Origin of the sequence: Paenibacillus cremeus, from assembly GCF_007786445.1 — a bacterium.
Classification (GTDB): Bacteria; Bacillota; Bacilli; order Paenibacillales; family NBRC-103111; genus Paenibacillus_G; species Paenibacillus_G cremeus.
This window is the reverse complement of the sequence record NZ_VNJI01000027.1, coordinates 33,938-53,626: the sequence shown is the minus strand read 5'-3', so window position 1 is coordinate 53,626 and position 19,689 is coordinate 33,938. Positions and strand designations below refer to the sequence as shown.

The 19,689-nt window shown below is 54.4% G+C and carries 18 protein-coding genes; 15 read left to right on the top strand and 3 right to left on the bottom strand.

The genetic code is table 11. From position 1 onward, the window contains the following. Nucleotides 1-25 precede the first annotated feature (25 nt). The 3 genes from FPZ49_RS20390 to FPZ49_RS20380 are packed head-to-tail and all read left to right on the top strand — an operon-like array spanning nt 26 to nt 3,330. The gene (locus tag FPZ49_RS20390) at nt 26-952 is read left to right on the top strand and encodes a sugar phosphate isomerase/epimerase family protein (protein WP_144850362.1); all 927 of its coding nucleotides are present in this window, start codon (nt 26-28) and stop codon (nt 950-952) included. Nucleotides 953-1,006: 54 nt separating this feature from the next. Next, nucleotides 1,007-1,915, top strand: coding sequence for a carbohydrate kinase family protein (locus FPZ49_RS20385; protein ID WP_144850360.1), 909 nt, complete (start codon nt 1,007-1,009; stop codon nt 1,913-1,915). 38 nt (nt 1,916-1,953) lie between these two features. Continuing rightward, the gene (locus FPZ49_RS20380) at nt 1,954-3,330 is read left to right on the top strand and encodes a 6-phospho-beta-glucosidase (RefSeq protein WP_186445951.1); all 1,377 of its coding nucleotides are present in this window, start codon (nt 1,954-1,956) and stop codon (nt 3,328-3,330) included. A 63-nt stretch (nt 3,331-3,393) separates the two neighbouring features. On the opposite strand, the gene FPZ49_RS20375 is transcribed toward FPZ49_RS20380, so the two are convergent. After that, on the bottom strand, nt 3,394-3,735 hold the full coding sequence (locus FPZ49_RS20375) for a hypothetical protein (protein WP_144850356.1): 342 nt from the start codon (nt 3,733-3,735) through the stop codon (nt 3,394-3,396). A 181-nt stretch (nt 3,736-3,916) separates the two neighbouring features. Here FPZ49_RS20375 and FPZ49_RS20370 point away from each other — a divergent pair, with 181 nt between their 5' ends. The 4 genes from FPZ49_RS20370 to FPZ49_RS20355 all read left to right on the top strand — a co-directional run bounded on the left by FPZ49_RS20370 (nt 3,917) and on the right by FPZ49_RS20355 (nt 8,912). Beyond that, nucleotides 3,917-4,783, top strand: coding sequence for an AraC family transcriptional regulator (locus tag FPZ49_RS20370; protein ID WP_186445950.1), 867 nt, complete (start codon nt 3,917-3,919; stop codon nt 4,781-4,783). Nucleotides 4,784-4,858: 75 nt separating this feature from the next. Then, nucleotides 4,859-5,311 carry a MarR family winged helix-turn-helix transcriptional regulator gene (locus FPZ49_RS20365; protein WP_144850352.1) on the top strand — a complete coding sequence of 151 codons (453 nt, stop codon included), beginning with the start codon at nt 4,859-4,861 and terminating at the stop codon, nt 5,309-5,311. Between the two features lie 15 nt (nt 5,312-5,326). Next, nucleotides 5,327-7,063, top strand: a complete 1,737-nt coding sequence (locus FPZ49_RS20360) for an ABC transporter ATP-binding protein (RefSeq protein WP_144850350.1) — start codon at nt 5,327-5,329, stop codon at nt 7,061-7,063. Next, on the top strand, nt 7,056-8,912 hold the full coding sequence (locus FPZ49_RS20355) for an ABC transporter ATP-binding protein (RefSeq protein WP_391563844.1): 1,857 nt from the start codon (nt 7,056-7,058) through the stop codon (nt 8,910-8,912). Before FPZ49_RS20360 ends, FPZ49_RS20355 begins: the two co-directional genes overlap by 8 nt. Before the next feature lie 73 nt (nt 8,913-8,985). Here the strand turns inward: FPZ49_RS20355 and FPZ49_RS20350 are convergent, their stop codons facing one another. Next, complete coding sequence (locus FPZ49_RS20350) at nt 8,986-9,243, bottom strand: alpha/beta-type small acid-soluble spore protein (protein ID WP_144850348.1); 258 nt, start codon at nt 9,241-9,243, stop codon at nt 8,986-8,988. A gap of 120 nt (nt 9,244-9,363) precedes the next feature. On the opposite strand from FPZ49_RS20350, the gene FPZ49_RS20345 reads away from it, so the two are divergent. Both FPZ49_RS20345 and FPZ49_RS20340 read left to right on the top strand, forming a co-directional pair. Continuing rightward, nucleotides 9,364-9,987 (top strand): ATP-dependent DNA ligase, encoded by a 624-nt coding sequence (locus FPZ49_RS20345; protein WP_144850346.1) that lies wholly within the window; start codon nt 9,364-9,366, stop codon nt 9,985-9,987. 215 nt (nt 9,988-10,202) lie between these two features. Continuing rightward, nucleotides 10,203-11,507 carry a Gfo/Idh/MocA family oxidoreductase gene (locus FPZ49_RS20340; RefSeq protein ID WP_144850344.1) on the top strand — a complete coding sequence of 435 codons (1,305 nt, stop codon included), beginning with the start codon at nt 10,203-10,205 and terminating at the stop codon, nt 11,505-11,507. A gap of 228 nt (nt 11,508-11,735) precedes the next feature. On the opposite strand, the gene FPZ49_RS20335 is transcribed toward FPZ49_RS20340, so the two are convergent. Then, nucleotides 11,736-13,253: a sulfatase family protein gene (locus FPZ49_RS20335; RefSeq protein ID WP_144850342.1), complete on the bottom strand. Its 1,518-nt coding sequence runs from the start codon at nt 13,251-13,253 to the stop codon at nt 11,736-11,738. A gap of 133 nt (nt 13,254-13,386) precedes the next feature. Between FPZ49_RS20335 and FPZ49_RS20330 the strand changes: the two genes are divergently transcribed. From FPZ49_RS20330 to FPZ49_RS20305, 6 genes are all read left to right on the top strand, one after another. Next, entirely contained in the window at nt 13,387-14,229 is an 843-nt protein-coding gene (locus FPZ49_RS20330; RefSeq protein WP_186445949.1) for an AraC family transcriptional regulator, read from the top strand. 81 nt (nt 14,230-14,310) lie between these two features. Beyond that, nucleotides 14,311-15,309, top strand: a complete 999-nt coding sequence (locus FPZ49_RS20325) for a Gfo/Idh/MocA family protein (RefSeq protein WP_261381509.1) — start codon at nt 14,311-14,313, stop codon at nt 15,307-15,309. Nucleotides 15,310-15,332: 23 nt separating this feature from the next. Then, on the top strand, nt 15,333-16,367 hold the full coding sequence (locus tag FPZ49_RS20320; RefSeq protein ID WP_144850338.1) for a Gfo/Idh/MocA family protein: 1,035 nt from the start codon (nt 15,333-15,335) through the stop codon (nt 16,365-16,367). Nucleotides 16,368-16,404: 37 nt separating this feature from the next. Beyond that, the gene (locus tag FPZ49_RS20315; protein WP_144850337.1) at nt 16,405-17,181 is read left to right on the top strand and encodes a glucosamine-6-phosphate deaminase; all 777 of its coding nucleotides are present in this window, start codon (nt 16,405-16,407) and stop codon (nt 17,179-17,181) included. Nucleotides 17,182-17,187: 6 nt separating this feature from the next. Next, nucleotides 17,188-18,375: an N-acetylglucosamine-6-phosphate deacetylase gene (locus FPZ49_RS20310; protein ID WP_144850335.1), complete on the top strand. Its 1,188-nt coding sequence runs from the start codon at nt 17,188-17,190 to the stop codon at nt 18,373-18,375. A 106-nt stretch (nt 18,376-18,481) separates the two neighbouring features. Then, the gene (locus FPZ49_RS20305; RefSeq protein ID WP_315899200.1) at nt 18,482-19,375 is read left to right on the top strand and encodes a Gfo/Idh/MocA family protein; all 894 of its coding nucleotides are present in this window, start codon (nt 18,482-18,484) and stop codon (nt 19,373-19,375) included. The last annotated feature ends 314 nt before the right edge of the window (nt 19,376-19,689 follow it).

The window sequence follows — 19,689 nt, the reverse complement described above, 5'->3', positions numbered from 1 at the left end:
TTGGAATAGGAATGGAGGGAGCACATTGAAACCAAGAGGAATCGGAATCAGTCTGAATGCGGATATGGTGAACGGCGATTTGGAAGCGCTGGAGAAGCACCTCGGGTATATTGCCGAAGCCGGGTGCGACTTCGCTGAGCTCATTATGCACGGGCTTGACGTCGTCATTAACGGGAAGGTGCATCCGAAGCGGCTGGAGCGGGTTCGCCAGGTGCTGGAGCAGTTTCCGCTTCGGTACACGATGCATCTGCCGTATGAGCTGAATTTGATGTCGCTGGAGAAGGGCGACGATTACTATCGCTGCTTCGAAGCGGGGATTGAGCTGTCGGCGGCCATCGGCGCAGACACGATTGTGTATCACAGCTCCTACGCACAATTGACGAAGGAGAACTTGGATTATTATTTTGCTAAGTATGGTAAAATGTACCACGAGCAGCTGTTTTCCATTCTGGTGGAGGAGGATGTTCGGCGGCTGCGGGAGCTGGGTCTCATAGCGCAGCGCGCAGGCATTCAAATCGGGATCGAGAACAACATTTGGTACGATTTGAGGTACGAGTATACGTATGGACTGCGGCCTCAGGATGTCGTGGAGCATATACGCCGCATCGGCCTCGACAATGTGGGGATGACGCTGGATGTGGGACATTGCTACTTGACCTCGATCGCGCATGGCTACGATTTTAAACAAGCGATCCTGGATGTGCTGCCGTATGTGAAGCATCTGCATGTGCACGATAATTTCGGCAAGCTGAAGGATGCCAAATCGTATATGAGCAATCTGCCTTACGGGTATGGTGACCTGCACCTGCCGGTCGGCTGGGGATCGATTCCTTACGCAGATGTCTTCCAATGGATCGACAGCTATGAGGGTATTGTGAATTTGGAAATTGAGTTCCGGTTATATCCGCATTTTAAAGAAGCTGTTGAGGATATGAAGAGTTTGTTGGCTTAGTTGCAGCTTGTATCTCGATTCCGCAATAAAAGTTGCAACATAGGAGGCATTAGGATGGGGAACTATGATGTGCTCGTATGCGGCCCCATATTTACGGACGTCGTGTTTTCTGCGGTTTCGCGGATGCCGAAGCTGGGGGAGGAAGTGTTCGCCCAAGGCTTCGAGTTCACATGCGGCGGCAGTACCTACATCACTTCGGTCGCGATGGCGCGGCTGGGGATGAAGGCGGCGGTGCTGGCTCCGCTGGGGACCGATTTTTTGAGCCGGTATACAGTGGATCAGCTGGAGCGCGAAGGGCTCTCCGCTGCCCATGCGTATATCGTAGATGGACCGATGCGCCAAGTGACGGCTGCGATTAACACCGACGGGGACCGGGCGTTTGTCACCTACCAGGACCCGGTCGATCATGCGGCGTATCAGGAGCATCTGGTGCAGGCTTTGGATACGCTGGAGGCGACGTATTTGATCGTCAATGCGCGGCCGGAGTTTGTGCCGGTGATGAAGAAAGCCCGCAGTAAGGGAATGACCGTCGTGCTGGATATCGGCTGGGACGACGAGTGGATCTACAGCCCGGAGCTGAAAGAGCTGCTCCAGCTGGGGCATGTGTTTACGCCGAACCTGCCGGAAGCGCTGGCGATTACAGGGAAGGCTACACCAGAGGAGGCTCTGCTGGAGCTGTCCAGCATGGTTGGGTTAACGGTGGTGAAGCTGGGGCCCGAGGGTGCGATGTTTGCGGGGCCGGGGGGCATTCAGCAGGTAGCCGGTCAGCCGATTGATACGCCTGTCGATACGACGGGGGCCGGTGACAATTTTTTAGCTGGATTGCTAACGGGGCTGACCAAAGGCTGGACGCTAGCAGATGCGATTCGCCTTGGCAATTACTGCGGCGCTCGATCTGTCCTGGGAATCGGCGGGACCGCAGCTTCTCCAACGTGGGAGCAAGTGACGGAGGAATTTGAATAGAGATCAAGCTATACATGGATATGAGGAGGAATCTCAGTATGAAATTAACGATCTTAGGCGGAGCGGGCATGAGAACAGCCCTTCTGGTGAACGGTTTGATGCGGCATATCGACGAGCTTCGTTTTGACGAAGTGGCGCTGTTCGATACGGATGAAGAACGCTTGATGATTATGGGGAGCCTCTCCAAATATATCGCGGACAGCAAGCAAGCGCCATTCAAGGTTACGTTTACAACGGACGCGCGTGAGGCGCTGACGGGGGCCGATTACATTTTCTCCGCAGTGCGTGTGGGGCAAGAGGAAAGCCGGGCTCATGATGAGCGGGTGGCATTGAAATATGGCGTGCTGGGTCAAGAAACAACGGGGCCAGGGGGCTTCGCGATGGCGCTTCGCACCATTCCGGTGATGCTGGAATACTCCCGCATTATTAACGAGGTGTGTCCGAACGCGTGGCTGCTGAACTTCAGCAATCCATCCGGCTTGCTGGCTCAAGCACTGAACTCCTACGGCTCGTGCAAAGCGATTGGAATCTGCGATGCGCACGCGGGCATGAAAAATGCACTGAGCAAGTTTTTGAAGGTGCATCATTCCCGGCTGCAGGTCGATTACTTCGGTTTGAACCATCTGGGCTGGATCCCGAAGGTGCATCTGGATGGCGTCGATCAAATGCCGATGCTGCTCGATCGCTTCGAGGAGCTGGCCAGTGCAGCGCATGTGTTCAGTTTCTTTGAACCGGAGTTGATTCGCAATATCGGCATGCTGCCGAATGAGTACTTATACTATTTCTATTACCATGACCAATCGGTCCGCAACATTCTCGAAACGGGTGAAACCCGTGGGGAGCAGATCGTCAAGCTTAATCGCCCGCTGCTGGCGCGGATCGCACCTCTGGTGCGCGAAGGCAAGCTTGCTGAGGCTTGGAAGGATTACAACGAGACGCTGGACAAGCGTACGAACACCTATATGGCGCGCGAGACGTCCGGTCAATTGCATAATGTGTATGAGAAGGAGGCTCCTGCGCACAGCCAATTCGAAGAAGAAGGCTACGAGGGGCTGGCCCTCAATGTCATTAAGAGCATTCACCTGAACAAGCAGCAGGTGCTGACGCTCAATGTGCCGAACAAGGGCACGATTACCGGGCTGAAGGACGACGATGTCGTCGAGGTGCAGTGTCTTGTGAATCAGAATGGCCCGACTCCGCTGAACGTGGGCACGATCCCAGATCTGGCGATGTCGCTGATCCATCCGGTCAAAACGTACGAGCGCTACACGGTCGAAGCGGCTGTTAAAGGGGATTACCAAGCGGCGCTGAACGCGCTCACGGTGCATCCGATGGTGCCGTCCTTCACGGTCGCTAAGGCGATTTTGGATGAGTACCTGCAGGTGCATAAGCAGTACTTGCCGCAGTTTCAATAAGAAGTAAAGGAAAAACGTGCCCATGGATATCCAGACATCCATGCGGCACGTTTTTTTAAGTCCCTATACAAAATCGTTCGCCATGCTCTTATAACACTGCCTCATGCATTCGAACGCATGCCATACGGCAGCTTCATTGATCATTTTCGAATCGAGCCCTTCTTGCTGCTGTGCTTGATTCATATGTTTGTCGAGTGTGCTCCTGATCCCGCTAATCGTCTCAACAATGGAGTTTATATATGGAACATAATCGACCAGCAGCGCTTCTGAGGTTTCAATTCCCTTAGTTAGGACCATCTTCGCTTCTTCATCGGAAATGGGATAGCATTCCTTCAATAAATTCTTCATTCCATCTAATACTTCGGAGTATTCCTGTTCTTTTAGAATGGCTAAAGCTAATGTCATTGTACCCGCCTCCAACCCTAGTGGTTTTACCCTCCGCCTGTTTCAGCACAACATCGTATCATTAGATTGGATCCCTAATGTAATCATAGCCTGTTTTTAAACCCAAAAGTGATATTCTTCTGTTAAAAAATAGCACTCAATTGATATAATGATCCTAAGACTTGTTGGGGGGGGACCCACATTGGAAGATAAACGCATTGAAGTATTTCATGTTTTAAATAAAGTGGGCTTAGAGCTTCGTTATAAAATAGACCTAGAAGAACGCTCACGCGATTTTTACCATTATCATAAAGGCATTGAAATCTTGTTTGTCCATCAAGGGAAAGGGAGCCTGACCCTAAACCGTAAAATTTATAGTCTAAACTCGGGGTGCATCGTAATTTTGCAGCCCTTTCAATTACACCGCATTCAATTTGAGATCCATGCTGATTGTCCTTATGAGCGCACGGTGTTAAAATTCGAACCCGCCATCTTTGCGCCATTTCTGAAAAACTTTCCCGCGCTCTATCGTTTTTTTGAGCAGATGTGGAAGGAGCAGCTATCACACCAGGTATTCCGAATGGATCGCAGCACCGCTTATGTCACAGGAATTCTTGAACGAATGGATGATTTGGTTTCGGAAACGGGGGAAGATTTGGACCTTGAGGTTGCCTCCATGCTGATCCTCAACATGCTGGATTATTTAAAATCCTTGCATCAAGGCGGGTTTAGCGGAACTGCTCGTCCTGAGAGCCACGCTGAAAAAATCATGAACTGGGTAGAGGAGCATTATACGGAGCCTTTTGATCTGAACGAGTTAGCCAGCGAGCTTCATCTGTCCAAGCACCATGTCTCTCGTTTGTTCCGGGCCGAAACCGGGGGCAGCATCACCGAATACGTCATCGCACGCAGAATAAGACAGGCCTGCTGGCTATTAAAAACGGAATCCAAATCGGTAGAACATATCGGTTCGGTCGTCGGAATACCTAATTTCCCCTACTTCTGCCGAATTTTTAGAAAAATCACGGGCGTGACCCCCATCCAATATCGTAACAGCCATTTGAATTAAGCTATTCTTCATTGACTCGCCACAGTAAACCACATTAAACTAATAGTTAGCTGACTAACTAAAATGGAGGGACCCATGGGGATTCAACACATTCAATCGCTGGAGCTGCTTTTTCATAAGGTGGCGAAGCTGCATAGCAATACGGTGCATTCCTTGCTGTCGGGCAAAGACGTGTACCCCGGACAGCCGCCGCTGCTGCGGGCGCTCGCGGAACGGGATGGGCAGAGCCAGAAGGAGCTGGCCGAGACCATGCAGATTACTCCGGCTACGTTAACCGTGATGCTGGGCCGGATGGAAAAGACCGGACTGGTCGAGCGCAAGCCGGACGTGACGGATCAGCGCATATCCCGCGTGTACATTACCGCCAAGGGGCACCAGGGACTGCTGGGCGTGAATGAAACGATGCAGCTGATGGAAGAGACCTGCTTTGCGATGTTCACGACGGAGGAGAAAATTATTTTCCGCCGATTGCTGCTGCAAATGTACGATAATCTCAACCATGCTGACTTTAAACATTTAGTCGACTAATGAAAGAGGTGACCTATGTTTAAGCTATTATCCCGATATTTGAAGCCCTACTGGAAAGCCACGCTCATGGCCCCCTTATTGATGCTTCTCGAGGTCTATATGGACCTGCTGCAGCCTAAGCTCATGGCCAGCATTGTAGACCAGGGGGTGCTCACCGGCGATTTGGCGCACATCCAAAAAACAGGCCTGCTTATGGCCGGCATAGCGCTGATCGGTCTGATCGGTGGCGTGGGCTGTACGATTTTTTCCAGCTTTGCCTCTCAGTACTTTGGTGCGGATGTCCGGAAGGATCTGTTTCATCAAATTCAATCGCTTTCCTTTCAAAAGCTGGATCAATTTCATACCGGCTCCCTGATCACCCGGCTGACGAATGATGTCACGCAGGCTCAGACGTTCGTGCAGATGCTGCTCCGTTTCATGGTTCGAGCCCCGCTGCTGACCATTGGGAGCTTGATTATGGCCTTTACGATCAGCTACCAGCTGGCCTTGATCCTGGTCGTAGCTACGCCGATTTTGTTTGGCGTGCTGTTTGTCGTCATTCGCAAAGGCTTCCCGCTGTTTTCCATCGTGCAGCAGAAATTGGACCGCGTGAATACGGTGCTTCAAGAAAATTTCTCCGGCATCCGCGTCGTCAAAGCGTTCGTCCGGGCCGATTATGAGAACCAGCGCTTTGGCCGTGCGAATGAGGAGTTTAGGGATATTTCAACCAAAGCCAACATTGTGATGGCGACGATGATGCCGATCATGTTTTTTCTGTTAAATACGAGTATTGTTGCCGTGCTGTGGTTCGGAGGGCTGCGGGTGTGGAATTATTCGATGCCGATTGGCGATCTGGCTGCTTTTATAAACTACGTGACCCAGATGCTCGCTTCGATGCTCATGGTCGGCATGATGATGATGAACATCTCCCGCGCTAAAGTATCGTCCGACCGGATTCAAGAGGTACTCGACACCGCACCGGGCATCGAAAATAGCGCTCATGCCATCAGCCCTTCCACCATGCAGGCCAGCCGCATTGTGTTTGACAACGTATCCTTTGCCTATGATCACGAGGAATGGGTGCTTCGCAATGTCAGCTTCACTGCTGAGCCCGGTCAGACGGTAGCGATTCTTGGAGCCACCGGCTCCGGCAAGTCCTCACTGGTCGGATTGCTCCCAAGGCTGTACGAGGCGACGAAGGGAACCGTTCGGATCGACGGGGTCGATGTAAAAGAATTAGATCTGCACAGCCTGAGAAGCAGGATCGGCATGGTGATGCAGGAGGCGATTTTGTTCAGCGGGACGATTCGGGATAATATCCGGTTCGGAAAGCCTGATGCGACGCCGGAGGAAGTAGAGCAAGCGGCTAGGGCGGCGCAGGCGCATGATTTTATCATGGGATTTCCTGAAGGGTATGATACGAAGATTGGTCAACGTGGCGTGAACCTGTCTGGCGGCCAAAAGCAGCGGTTATCCATCGCTAGAGCGCTGCTGATTCATCCGGCGATCCTAATTTTGGACGACAGCACGAGTGCCGTGGATATGGGGACGGAATCGAGAATCCAGAAGGCTCTGAAAATGCAAACGCGCCGAAGCACCAGCCTGATCATCGCCCAGCGGATTTCCTCTGTGGTGGAGGCGGACAAAATTCTAGTCCTGGACGAAGGCGTCATCGTAGCCGAGGGCACGCATGCGGAATTGATGCAGAACAGCCGTGTTTACCAGGAAATTTACAGATCCCAGCTAGGAAAGGAGGATGTTCTCCATGCCTGATGCCAGACATGCTAAGGCCGGTCCAGCGACCAGCCTGCCAACCGGTCCAGGGCCAGGATTCGGTCCCGGGATGGGAGGGCCCGGTCGAATGATCATGCCGAAGGTGCGCGCCAAAAACATCAAAGAAACGCTAAAGCGCCTATGGGCCTATCTAAGCCTCCAACGAAAAGGGCTAGTCACTGTCTTCTTTTTAACGGCATTGAATTCGGTACTGGGTCTAGCTGGACCGTATCTGATCGGAACGGCGATCGATCGCTACATTATTGCGAAGGATGTTAACGGGCTGTTGTGGCTGTGTATTGCGTTATGCTGCGTTTATGTGTTCGGCGCGGTCACGACCTGGATGCAAACCTATCTCATGTCCAAAATTTCCCAACGAACCGTATGGGTAATGCGAAACGACATGTTTGCCAAGCTGCAGAGGCTTCCGCTGCGTTTTTTTGATACCAAGACGCATGGGGAGCTCATGAGCCGCACGACGAACGACATCGAGAATGTCTCCGCTTCGCTGAATCAGAGCATTACCCAGTTTTTCTCCAGTGCCCTGACGCTGATCGGTTCCATTGTGATCATGCTGAGCTTGAGTGTATGGCTGACGCTGCTTAGCGTAATTATGATTCCTTTGATCATGTTCGTTACCGGCAAAATTGCCGCGGGCACCCGAAGCTACATTAGCGGTCAGCAGAAGCAGCTCGGAGAATTGAACGGATTTATTGAAGAAACGATTTCGGGCCAAAAGGTGCTTACAACCTTCTGCCGCGAAGCGCGGGCGATGTCCGAGTTCAGTGAGATCAACCTCAAGCTGCGAGCCTATGGGACGAAGGCGCAAATTTTTACCGGGCTGATGGGCCCTGTGATGAACGTTATGAATAACATTGGCTTTGCGATCATTGCGTGCGGAGGCGGATGGATGGCCTTGTCCGGCATGACGACGATCGGGATGGTCGTCAGCTTTTTGAACTATTCGCGGCAGTTCGGTCGTCCGATCAACGAGCTGGCGAACCAGTTCAACGCGATCCAGACAGCTATCGCCGGGGCGGAGCGGATGTTTGAGATTATGGATACGGAAACGGAGTACGACGAAGAAGGAGCCTTGAAAACACCGGAGCGGGTAGAGGGGCAGGTGCTTTTCCAAGACGTCTCGTTCGGTTACAAAGAGGGGACTCCGGTCATCAAAAATTTGTCTTTCACCGCAAAGCCCGGCAATACGATTGCTTTAGTTGGGCCTACCGGAGCGGGGAAAACGACGATCGTCAACCTGCTCACTCGATTCTATGACATCGACCAGGGACGCATCAGCATCGACGGCGAGAACATTCGCGGGCTGGATAAAGACGGACTGCGCACCAAGCTGGGGATCGTGCTGCAGGATGCTTACGTATTTTCCGATACGATCCGGGAAAATATTCGCTACGGCAAGCTGGACGCGACCGATGCCGAAGTGGAGGCGGCCGCCAGGCTGGCGAATGCCGATAGCTTCATTACGAAGCTTCCGCACGGGTACGACACGGTGCTGACGGCGGAAGGCGGCAACTTGAGCCACGGCCAGCGCCAGCTGCTCACAATCGCTAGAGCCATTCTAGCCGATCCGGCAATCCTCATCCTTGATGAGGCCACCAGCAGCATCGATACGCGAACCGAGATGCACATCCAGGAAGCGATGAATCATCTGATGAAGGGACGAACCAGCTTCGTCATCGCCCACAGGCTTAGCACGATCCGCGAAGCCGATATGATCCTCGTGATCAATGGCGGCGAAATCATCGAGAAGGGGACCCACCTGGAGCTCCTGGAGCAAAAAGGGTTCTACTACGAGCTGTACAGCAGTCAGTTTAAGCGTGTTGGTTGATTGCCGAAAAAACGAAGGAACCCTCGCTGTGTGTGTACGTCGCGGCAAGGGTTCCTTTTTTCATCGCATAAGTTTAGTAGCGATTATTCATATTCATGCTGCCGGAGAGCTGCTGCTCCGCGATTTGAACGAGGCGGCGTACCATGTTGCCCCCAATGGCTCCGGTATCACGTGTCGCCATGTAGCCGTAGTAGCCGTCCTGCGGAATTTGAATCCCTAACTCTTGCGCCACCTCGTACTTAAGCTGCTGCAGCGCCTGGGATGCTTGCTGTACTAACAGCTGATTGCTGCTGCGGGATTGACTCTGTGCTTGACCTTGACCTTGGATCATGGAATGAACCTCCTTGGGTTTGGCACTCAAGTGGCTGCCAATTTATGTGTATCATTCCCCACCAATTTCCTGATTATTCACGCATACTTCCCATGGTACAATGATCTGGGGTGAGGGGTTATGTTGAATGCACTAATGCTGCCGGAAATGGCGGAGCAGCCGTTTTCGGATGACTCATATGTATTTGAGCCGATGTTCGAAGGACATCGACTGATTTTAAAAAAGCAAGGCGTGGAGACCCGTCTGTGGACAAGACAGAAGGTCGAATGCACGCGGCAATATCCGGAATTACATACGCTTGGAATTAAGGGGGACGTGGTGCTGGACGGGGAAGTCTGCTATTTCCATCCCGAGTCGGGGGAAATGGATGCGGCGTGGATAAAACGACGGCTGCAGCTTCATAATAAAAAAAGCATCGCAACCAGCTCTAGACATCGTCCCGTGACGTATATGGTGTGGGATATTTTATTTTATAATGGCCGGGATCTCCGGAACCTCCCGCTGCTGAAGCGGCGATCCATCTTGGAGTCGGTGCTCGAGTCCGAGGAATCGGTGATCCGCATCGTCCCTCAGCTGGATGGCTGCGGCGACGAGCTGTGGAAGGAAGTTCAAGAGCGGTCCATGAAGGGCATGATCGCCAAACGCAAGACCAGCGTCTACACTCCGCGTCACTCCAAGGAATGGCTGCAGGTGTTAAACGAGCAGTATGGGCAATATGATGTAGACGTCGCGGCAAACGGATAGGAATTAATAGCAAATGTACGAGCCCCTCTTTCATCATGAAAGGTTGGGGCTTTTTGCATGAAGTTGTACTACTAAATTACATACGGTGACAAAAAAACGCAATTTCATCTGAAATGCGGCATGGATGTGTACAGATTTATCGCATCTTGTGCTCTACAATAGAAGGAGGTTGGACTACAAATTGCTTCGAGAAGCAGAATAGGGGTATAACAACGATGAAAAAAAGATATGCAGTATGTGGAGTTAGCAACCGGGCAATCGGGATGTTTATCGGCCCCATGCTGAAAACGTTTTCGGCTCACGCTGAGCTGGTGGGCCTTCTGGATATCGACCCAAGACGCCAGGAAGTGTGCAAGAGCAAATATCCTGAATTGGCGGATGTAAAAGAGTACGGTCCAGACGACTTCGCCCAAATGGTCAGCGAAACGAAGCCGGATGTCATCATCGTTACAGGCCGCGACGATACGCATGCCCCTTACATTATCAAGGCACTGGAGCACGATCTGGACGTCATGACGGAAAAGCCGATGGCGACGACCGGCTCAGATGCCCGCAAAATTATGGACGCTGAAGCGAAGAGCAAAGGGAAAGTGATTGTAACGTTTAACTACCGCTATTCCCCAATTCATACCAAAATTAAAGAAATGGTTCTCGAAGGGAAAATTGGCCGCGTGACCTCCGTCGATTTGAACTGGTACATTGATACTTACCATGGTGCAAGCTATTTCAAACGTTGGAATCGTATACGCGAAAATTCCGGCGGCTTGTCCATTCATAAAAGCTCGCATCACTTTGACCTGGTGAACTGGTGGATCGATCAAACGCCGGTGGACGTGTTCGCATTTGGCGCCTTGAATTACTACGGCCCTGAGGGTGAGCTCAATCCGGAGAAGGTGGATGGACGCCATTGCAGCACCTGTGAGGTGCGTCGCGACTGTGCTTACGACGCTCGCTGGAATACCCGCAGCAAGACGATGAGCGTAAAGGACGACCATCTGGGCACCGTTCAAACCGAGAAAGCCGCTTATTCGACTTACCGTCCGGATGCCTGTATTTTCGATTCGGAGATCAACATTGAGGACACGTACACGGCAACGGTTCGCTATGACGGCGGCGCGCTGCTCAGCTACTCGGTGAATTTCTCCGTTCCTTACGAAGGCTATCGCTTGGCGATCAACGGTACAAAAGGACGGATCGAGACGGTCGAGTACCACATTCCGAACCGTGTTCCATTCCCTACACCGGTGCAAACGATCGACTACTTCCCATTGTTCGGCTCCAAGGAAACGATTCACGTCGTTCACCGCGAAGGCGGCCATGGCGGCGGCGACCCGGTATTGCTCGAGGATCTGTTCCTCGGTGCGGATCCGAACCGCACTTACGATATTTTGTCCGGCAGCCGCGACGGCGCGTACTCGATCGGAACCGGTGAAGCGGTATGGCGTTCCGTGAAGGAAAACCGTCCGATCACGCTCGACGAGGTGCTTCAAGTAAAGGACAGCGTACCGGCAACGGTATAAGGGGAATTAAAGTTAATAAGGCCGGGGGCAGCTGCCTCCGGTCTTTTTGAGTTAGGCGTAGTGCGCGGAAAAGGTGGGGTGGCGCAAATTTACCTGCTTTCGGAGCAGCTAAACGTGGATCGCATCGGCAGATAGCAAAAAAAAGCCGGATCATTGCTCTAGGAGCAGCTATCCGGCTTTCCACGTTTTTTCCAGTCATTTAACTGCTCGGCAAGCAATGATTGAAGCCTAAGCGTGCCAAACGCGAGGCATCGGCATGGCCTCTTTGCCAAGCTCCGCCCACGCGTATTTAAGCAGCAGCTCGCTTTTCAGCGGCAGGGAGGCTGGGTCGTCCCACAGATTGCGGAGCTCGCTCGGGTCTTCCTGCAGGTCGAAAATCTCGCCGTACTCCTGATTGTAGTATACGGTAATTTTGTACCGCTCACCGACGTACGTCTTCTGATGGATCGTCGTCGGCGTGTGGCGGAACTCGCAGAGCGCATGATCGCGCGCTTGGGACTGCTCCCCAAGCCAGACGCGGCTCTGATCGACGCCGGTCATCGCGTGCGGGATCTTCACTCCGATGAACGAGAGGAACGTCGGCGCGAGGTCGACCAGCGACTGAATGGCGGGGGACTGCTCGCCGGCTGGTACCTTGCCAGGGTAGCGGACGATGAACGGCACCCGAATGAGATCCTCATAGTGAAAGCCGCCTTTGTACTGCAGGCCATGCTGTCCATAGAAATGCCCATGGTCGGTCGAGAATACGACGATCGTGTTGTCCGCCAGCCCCAGCTCATCGAGCTTATCGAGAATGCGGCCGATGTATTTGTCCATCAAGCTGATCATACCGTAGTAGGTGGCGACCAGCTTTTTGCGCTCCTCCGGTGAATGACGGACGTGCGAATGGTAGCCATGAATCCCGAAGCCCGATTCCTTCAGATGGGAGAAATCCGGTTCCAGCTCCTGGGTCAAACGAAAATGCGGCGGATTTTGCTCGTGTTCGCCTGGGGCAGCGGACGGGATTGTCAGCTTTTCCGGATCATACATCGTATCCCATGGCTCCGGCGCCAAATAGTCCGGGTGCGGATCGAAGAAGCTCGACCACAGGAAGAACGGTTCGTCCTGCTCCTTGTACGTCTCCAAGAGCGCATTGGTCCGTTCCGCGATCCAAGTATCGTAGTGGAATTCCTCGGGGATGGCCCAGTGGTGCAGGATGGATTTGTCCATGGTCCCGGTCGGCGGCAGGAAATAGTCGCGCCAGTTGGTGCAGCCTTTTTCCTCCATCCAGAGGGCGTAATGCTGCCCGACGTGTGCTTCATTCGTATGGTTGCGCGCCAGCTCCACGTGCTCGAAGCCGTAGAACGGGCCTTCGAATTGCTTCCAATACTCCAAATCCTGCAGCAGCGGATACGCCTCCAGCGACGGAAACTCCTCCGTCCCCTTCAGCGGCTGAAAGTGCGCCTTACCGACGAGCGCCGTCCGATAGCCCGCCTGAAGGAAGTCCTCGCCGACCGTATGACGGTCCTCCAGCAGCTTCGTGCCCAGCGTCCAAGCGCCATGCTGGCTCGGATACGTGCCGGTAATGATGGAAGCACGAGTCGGAGTGCAGGTCGGATTCGGGCAGTAGGCCCGGGTGAACGTGGTGCCCTCTTTGGTGAGCCGGTCCAAATTCGGCGTATGGAGCTCCGGATTGAATGCGCCAATCGTATTCCAGTGCTGTTGATCGCTCGTGATCAATAAAATATTCGGTTTGCGCTGCGACATCGGGTAAGCCCTCCTTCAATTATTCTTTTTTTAATATAAGAGATTTGCTAAGGCCAAGGAATGACATCCTGTTGTTTGTCATTTTGTTGTATCATGGTAAAAGGAACGCATGAAGGAAGGGAGCGGACATACGATGAAGGAATCGCACCACGAATTTGCCGACCAATGGTATAACATTCCAACCCCTTGGCAAAAGCTCGGAGGCGTGTGGCTGGTCCGGGCTGGACGAAACGAAGCGAAGCCGCATTACCGGGTCGGTCCGAGGCAGATTGAATGCTACGGGCTGCATTTTATATTGGAAGGAAAAGTCCGCCTCACCTGCGAGGATCAGGAAAAGGTGCTGGAGAAAGGCGATCTGTTCTGCCTATTCCCGCAAAGGACCTACATCTATTCCTGCGAAGCGACGCCGCTTCGAATGGCATGGCTGGCGCTCGATGGGCCCCAAGTCCCGCAGCTGCTGGAGCAGCTCGATCTCGACGCCACAAAGCCCTATGCCCGGCAAAAACTCACCGTTAGCGCCAAACGAACGCTGCAGCGCATTCAGGAGCTGTTCGAGCGGGAGACGGAGGAGCGGGAGCTGCGATGGCAAAGCCTTTTGTACCAGCTGTTTGAGCAGCTTCAAGCGAGCGGGAAGCCCAATCGGCAGCTCAAGGTGAACAGCGAGAAGGACTGGCTGCAGACGAGCATCGAGTACCTGAACCTGCACTTCATGGAAAATGTAAAAATCGCCGACGCCGCCGAACGCGCGGGGGTGCATCGGTCGCATTTTTCGATGGTGTTCACGAAGTCGGTGGGTATCTCCCCCCTGCAATATATCCAGAAGCTGCGTATGGACAAAAGCGCTGAGCTGCTGAAGCAAACAAAGCTAACGATCACGGAAATTGCGCTGTCGGTGGGCTATCCGGATTTATATACGTTTTCGCGCGCGTTTACGAGATATTTCAAGCGGACGCCGAGCCATTTTCGCGGCAATTAAAAGACGATATAAAGACTTGTCTTAAATAGGAACAGTATAGTATATAGTTAATTGAATGGAAAAAGAAGGGGAGGGAAGCAGGTGGCATACACCTTTTCGATCATCGGCTGCCAGCATGCGCATGTGGGCATTTTTATCCAAGAAATGCTGGAGCTGGGACATACCTGCGCCGGGATTTACGAGCCGGACAATGTGGCTTTGGCCGCTCATTTTTCCAATACCTATCAGATTCCGGTGGTAGATGACGTGAACCGGCTGCTCGCTTCGGACGTAGACCTCGTCGGCTGCGCTGCCATCAATAATGAGAAAATCAGCATCATCGAGCTGTGTGAAAAGCACGGCAGGCACGTCATGATCGACAAGCCTGCGGTGACGAATCGCGAGGACCTGCAGCGCTTGGAGGCTGTGCTGAACCGGGGGGCCATTCAAGTCGGCATGCTGCTGACGGAGCGCTTTCGCTCGTCGCTCTACACTTTGAAGCAGATCATCGAGCAAGGACAATTAGGGCGCGTCCTCAACATTACCATGCGTAAGCCGCACCGGTTGACGCCTACGATGCGGCCTTCATGGCATTTTTCCAAGGAGCAGAACGGCGGCATCGTCATTGATTTGTTCATTCATGATTTCGACCTGCTGCGATGGCTGACCGGGCAGGAGCCCGTCTCTGCGAGCGGCTATATGGCCAAGTCGATTTTGCCGGAGCATCCGACCTTTTACGATCGCGCAGGGCTGCAGGTCGTGATGGACGGGCAGGTTACCGCACAGCTGTATGCGGATTGGCATAACCCGGAGAGGAGCTGGACGTGGGGCGATTGCCGCTTGTTCGTCACCGGCACCCAGGGGTCGGCCGAGCTGCGCTTGGAGGGAGACCCGTTCGTCTCGAAGGATGATTTGCTGCTTGTGGTTACGCATGAAGAGGAGCTGCGCAGAGCCGAGCTGCTTCAGCCACCATCGAGCATTACCGCCGATTTCCTGAACCGGATCGAAGGCGGCACCGGAGTCATCACGCACAGAGATATTTGGCTCGCCACCAAAGCAACGATTGAAGCGGATCAAGAGGTTCAGCTCATTCACGAATAAACCTATATTTGGAGGGAATTCAGATGGAATCGAGAAAAATGAGATTTGCAATCGTAGGCGCAGGAGTGATTTCTCCGTTTCATGCTCGGGCAATCAGCCAGCATCCGGATGCAGAGCTGGTAGCTATTGCCGATGTAGAGACGGACAAGGCGAGGAAGCTTGCGGATGAGCATGGTGTCGGAGCGGCCAGCATTTATGCCGACTACCAGGAAATGCTGAAGCGCGACGATATCGACGCGGTTTCGGTATGTGTACCGAGCGGGATGCACGGGGAGATCACGATTGCGGCGGCAGAGGCGGGCAAGCATATTTTTTGCGAGAAGCCGCTCGACATTCAGAAGGATGTCATGAACCGGATGATCCAAACGGCCCGCGACCGTCAGGTGAAGCTGGGCTGCGTGTATCAACGTCGCGTGATGCCATCCACTGTAGTAGCGAAAAAAGCGATCCAGGAAGGTAAGCTGGGCAAGCTCGTGCTCGGCGATGCGTATCTCAAATATTATCGTTCTCCTGAATACTACCGGACGGCGGGCTGGAGAGGCACGTGGTCGATGGACGGCGGCGGGGCGCTGATGAACCAAGGCGTGCACGGCATCGATGTCATTCAATGGCTGATGGGCGATGTGGAATCCGTTTTTGCATATTCGGCTCCTCTGGTTCGTGAGATTGAGGTGGAAGACACAGCTGTGGCGGTGCTCAAGTATAAAAATGGCGCTTTCGGCGTCATTCAAGGAACCACGTCGGTATACCCGGCGCAGGAAACCCGGTTCGAAATCCACGGGGAAAACGGGACGATCGTGTTCGCGGACAGCGGAATTAAGCAGTGGAAATTCGCTAACAGCGACGAGCCGATGCCGGAGGTGGAAGGCCGGGTTAACTCCAGCAGCGATCCGACGAAAATTTCGGCGGACGGGCACTTTGTGCTGATCGACGATTTGATTCAATCGATTCGAGAAAATCGTGATCCTCTCATTACTGGCGAAGACGCCAAAAAAGCGGTTGAACTCATTCTAGCGATCTATGAATCGTCCCGTACGGGGCAGCAGGTGTTTCTGTAACGATCAGCACTCACTCTAAAGGAGCGTGGAACGGACGATGACGGAGCCAATTCGAGCTTTTACAGCGGAGCATTTGAAGGTGCAGGTGTATTCCGATCGGGGGGCCTTGGGGAAAGCGGCGGCGGAGCAAGCGATTGAACGCATTAGGCAGCTGCAGTGGGAAAAAGGGAGCTTGCGGATGATTTTTGCGGCTGCTCCATCCCAAAATGAATTTTTGGCAGCGCTTGCGGCCGCGGAAGGCATTGACTGGTCAGCAATCACGGTGTTTCATATGGACGAATATATCGGACTGCCGCCAGGTGCTCCGCAAGCGTTCAGCCGATTCGTCTGCGAAAAGCTGTTCGACCAGGTGAAGCCGGGCGAAGTGCACCTGATCGACAGCACGGGATCGGCGGAGGCGGAATGCGCGCGGTACGCCGCCCTGCTGCAGGAGAAGCCGATCGACATCGTCTGTCTCGGCATCGGCGAGAACGGCCATATCGCGTTCAACGATCCGCCCGTGGCGGACTTCCAGGACCCGCAATGGGTGAAGCCGGTGAAGCTGGATTTGGCGTGCCGCCAGCAGCAGGTCAACGACGGCTGCTTCCCGGACCTGGCCTCCGTGCCTACGCACGCGCTCACGCTCACGATCCCGGCTCTCATGTCCGGGTCCCATCTCTTCTGCATGGTGCCGGGCCCGACCAAGCGTGCCGCCGTCACCGCTACGATCACCGGGCCGGTCGGTACGGCCTGCCCTGCTACGGCGCTGCGTTCGCATCCGGACTGCACGCTGTACGTAGACCGCGACTCCTGCGAGTACGAAAGGTGGCTGTGACCTGCCTTGGCACATGAGCGAACCGTGATAAGAGGAAGGCATTACCGGAGCGGGCAGCCGATCGAGGTCGTCGTCGAAGACGGCAAGCTGAAGCGGATCGACGAGTGGGAGGGGGCGGGCGACAGCCTGTCACAACAGCCGCTGCCGCTGATCGGACCCGGGCTGGTGGATTTGCAGCTGAACGGCTATCAGGGCATGGACTTTAACGCGGACTCCATCACGCCGGAAGTCGTCCATAGTGTCACCCGCGCGTTGTGGAAAGAGGGAGTCACCTCGTACTACCCGACAGTAATTACGAATTCTGCGGCCTTCATCGAGCAGGCAGTGAGCGCCATCGCATGTGCTTGCGAAGAAGACCCGCTGACCGCAGCCTGCATCGCGGGGATCCACTTGGAGGGCCCGTTCATTTCGCCGGAGGACGGGGCGCGGGGCGCTCATCCGAAAGCGCATGTCACGGCGCCCGACTGGGAGCTGCTTCAGCGCTGGCAGGACGCGGCGGGCGGGCGCATCCGCATCGTGACGCTGTCGCCGGAATGGCCGGAGGCGCCTGCTTTTATCCGCCGGTGTGTGGAGCAAGGCATCGTTGTATCCATCGGGCACACGGCTGCTTCGCCGGAGCAGATTCGTGCCGCCGCCGAGGCTGGAGCCTCGATGTCCACGCACTTCGGCAACGGCGCGCATCCGGTGCTGCCAAGGCATCCGAATTACCTGTGGGAGCAGCTGGCGTGTAATGAGCTGTGGAGCTGCGTCATCGCCGACGGCTTCCATCTGCCCGATGCGGTGCTAAAGGTCGTCCTCAAGGTGAAGGAGGAGCAGATGCTGCTCGTCAGCGACGCCGTTCACTTAAGCGGCATGCCGCCGGGCGCCTATGAGACGCCGGTGGGCGGACGGGTCGTGCTGACGGAGTCGGGCCGGCTGCATCTGGCCGACGATCCGAGGCTCTTGGCCGGGTCCGCGCAAATGCTGCTGTGGAGCATCGCGCATATGGTCGGCCGGGGGCTGTGCAGCTTGGCGGACGCTTGGGAGATGGCCTCCGTTCGCCCAGCGGCGAAGGTCGGGCTGCAAGCGGCGAATGGCTTGGAGTTTGGCGCGCCAGCCGATTTGTTGCTGATGGAGTGGGATGGAAGCAAGGCGATTCCTGTAGAGGTATACAAGAGCGGGGCAAGCATGTACACAACGAAACGGCAAGGCTGACGTGAACAGCGCGCTCCGGCAGGCGGATGAAGGCGCCAATAAAGCGATTACGGCCGTGCTGGCGAAGTAACCATTACCATTACACGCGGAAAAGAGGCTGAACGTCTTGCTTAAAATCGGCATGATCGGACTGGACACATCACATTGCGAAGCGTTTATCAAGCTGCTCAACAACCCGGAAGTTCCCTACCACGTGCCGGGAGGTCGGGTGGAGCTCGCCTACAAGGGGGGCTCTGATGATCTGGAGGTCAGCTACTCCCGAATTGAAGGGATTACGAAAAAGCTGACGGAAGAGTACGGCATCAAGCTCGTGGATACGCTGGAGGAAGTGGCGGAAGCATCCGATGCGATTCTGCTCACCTCGGTGGACGGGCGAGTGCACTTGGAGCAGTTCCGCGCGATTGCCCCGTACGGGAAGCCAGTCTATATCGATAAGCCGTTCTCGGCGACTACGGAAGAGGCTAGGGAGATGCTTCAGCTCGCGCGGGATTATAACGTTCCGCTGATGAGCGCGTCCAGTCTGCGGTATGCCGAGGACTTCGTTCAGGCGCTGCAGCAGGACGAAGGCGAAGTGCTCGGGATGGACTGCTCCGGCCCGATGGTGGAGAGTGCGCCGATGCCGTTTTACCACTGGTACGGCATTCATTGTGTCGAGATGCTCTACCGGGGACTCGGCAAGGGCTGCAAGCAAGTCACGGTTACCTGCAACGGCGACTACGACATGATCGTCGGGGTGTGGGAGGACGGCCGGATTGGAACGGCCCGGGGCAACCGCAAGGGCAACAACAGCTTCGGCGTGGTGATCCACCGGGAAAAAACGATCCAGCTGGTCGATGCCCGGAAGCATCCGAAGCCGCTGTACGCCGGCCTGCTCGAGGATACGATGCGGATGTTCCAATCCCGCGTCTCGCCGATCGAACCGGAGGAAACCGTCGAGATCATGCGGTTCCTCGAGGCGGCTAATGAAAGCAGGGTTACCGGTCAGACAGTGCTGTTGTAGGGAGTTGAAATAGCGTTACTTTTAGTGTGTGCTGAATTTGGCACACGCTTTTTTGTTGTTAACGAACCCCGATAGGACAATAATACTGCCAATAGCTGCTCTGAGAGCAACTATTGGGAGAAATAAGGCGGAGGAGCGCGGAAAATCTGCAATAGCTGCTCATAAAGCAACTAATGGGCAGCTCAGATGGCGCATGCTGAAATTAGCTGCTCCAAAAGCAACTAATGGCAGGACCACCTCCCCGCCATTTTTCTACTTCCCAAAACAGGGGAGCGCGATGCTATAATAGGAGCCAGTTGAAGGCACCTGTGGGA

Bases quoted from the DNA above. Each gene is read 5' to 3' on its own strand.
- FPZ49_RS20385 (WP_144850360.1), top strand. From the start codon at position 1,007: ATGGGGAACTATGATGTGCTCGTATGCGGCCCCATATTTACGGACGTC.
- FPZ49_RS20380 (WP_186445951.1), top strand. From the start codon at position 1,954: ATGAAATTAACGATCTTAGGCGGAGCGGGCATGAGAACAGCCCTTCTG.
- FPZ49_RS20375 (WP_144850356.1), bottom strand. From the start codon at position 3,735: ATGACATTAGCTTTAGCCATTCTAAAAGAACAGGAATACTCCGAAGTA.
- FPZ49_RS20365 (WP_144850352.1), top strand. From the start codon at position 4,859: ATGGGGATTCAACACATTCAATCGCTGGAGCTGCTTTTTCATAAGGTG.
- FPZ49_RS20360 (WP_144850350.1), top strand. From the start codon at position 5,327: ATGTTTAAGCTATTATCCCGATATTTGAAGCCCTACTGGAAAGCCACG.
- FPZ49_RS20355 (WP_391563844.1), top strand. From the start codon at position 7,056: ATGCCTGATGCCAGACATGCTAAGGCCGGTCCAGCGACCAGCCTGCCA.
- FPZ49_RS20350 (WP_144850348.1), bottom strand. From the start codon at position 9,243: ATGATCCAAGGTCAAGGTCAAGCACAGAGTCAATCCCGCAGCAGCAAT.
- FPZ49_RS20345 (WP_144850346.1), top strand. From the start codon at position 9,364: ATGTTGAATGCACTAATGCTGCCGGAAATGGCGGAGCAGCCGTTTTCG.
- FPZ49_RS20340 (WP_144850344.1), top strand. From the start codon at position 10,203: ATGAAAAAAAGATATGCAGTATGTGGAGTTAGCAACCGGGCAATCGGG.
- FPZ49_RS20335 (WP_144850342.1), bottom strand. From the start codon at position 13,253: ATGTCGCAGCGCAAACCGAATATTTTATTGATCACGAGCGATCAACAG.
- FPZ49_RS20330 (WP_186445949.1), top strand. From the start codon at position 13,387: ATGAAGGAATCGCACCACGAATTTGCCGACCAATGGTATAACATTCCA.
- FPZ49_RS20320 (WP_144850338.1), top strand. From the start codon at position 15,333: ATGGAATCGAGAAAAATGAGATTTGCAATCGTAGGCGCAGGAGTGATT.
- FPZ49_RS20315 (WP_144850337.1), top strand. From the start codon at position 16,405: ATGACGGAGCCAATTCGAGCTTTTACAGCGGAGCATTTGAAGGTGCAG.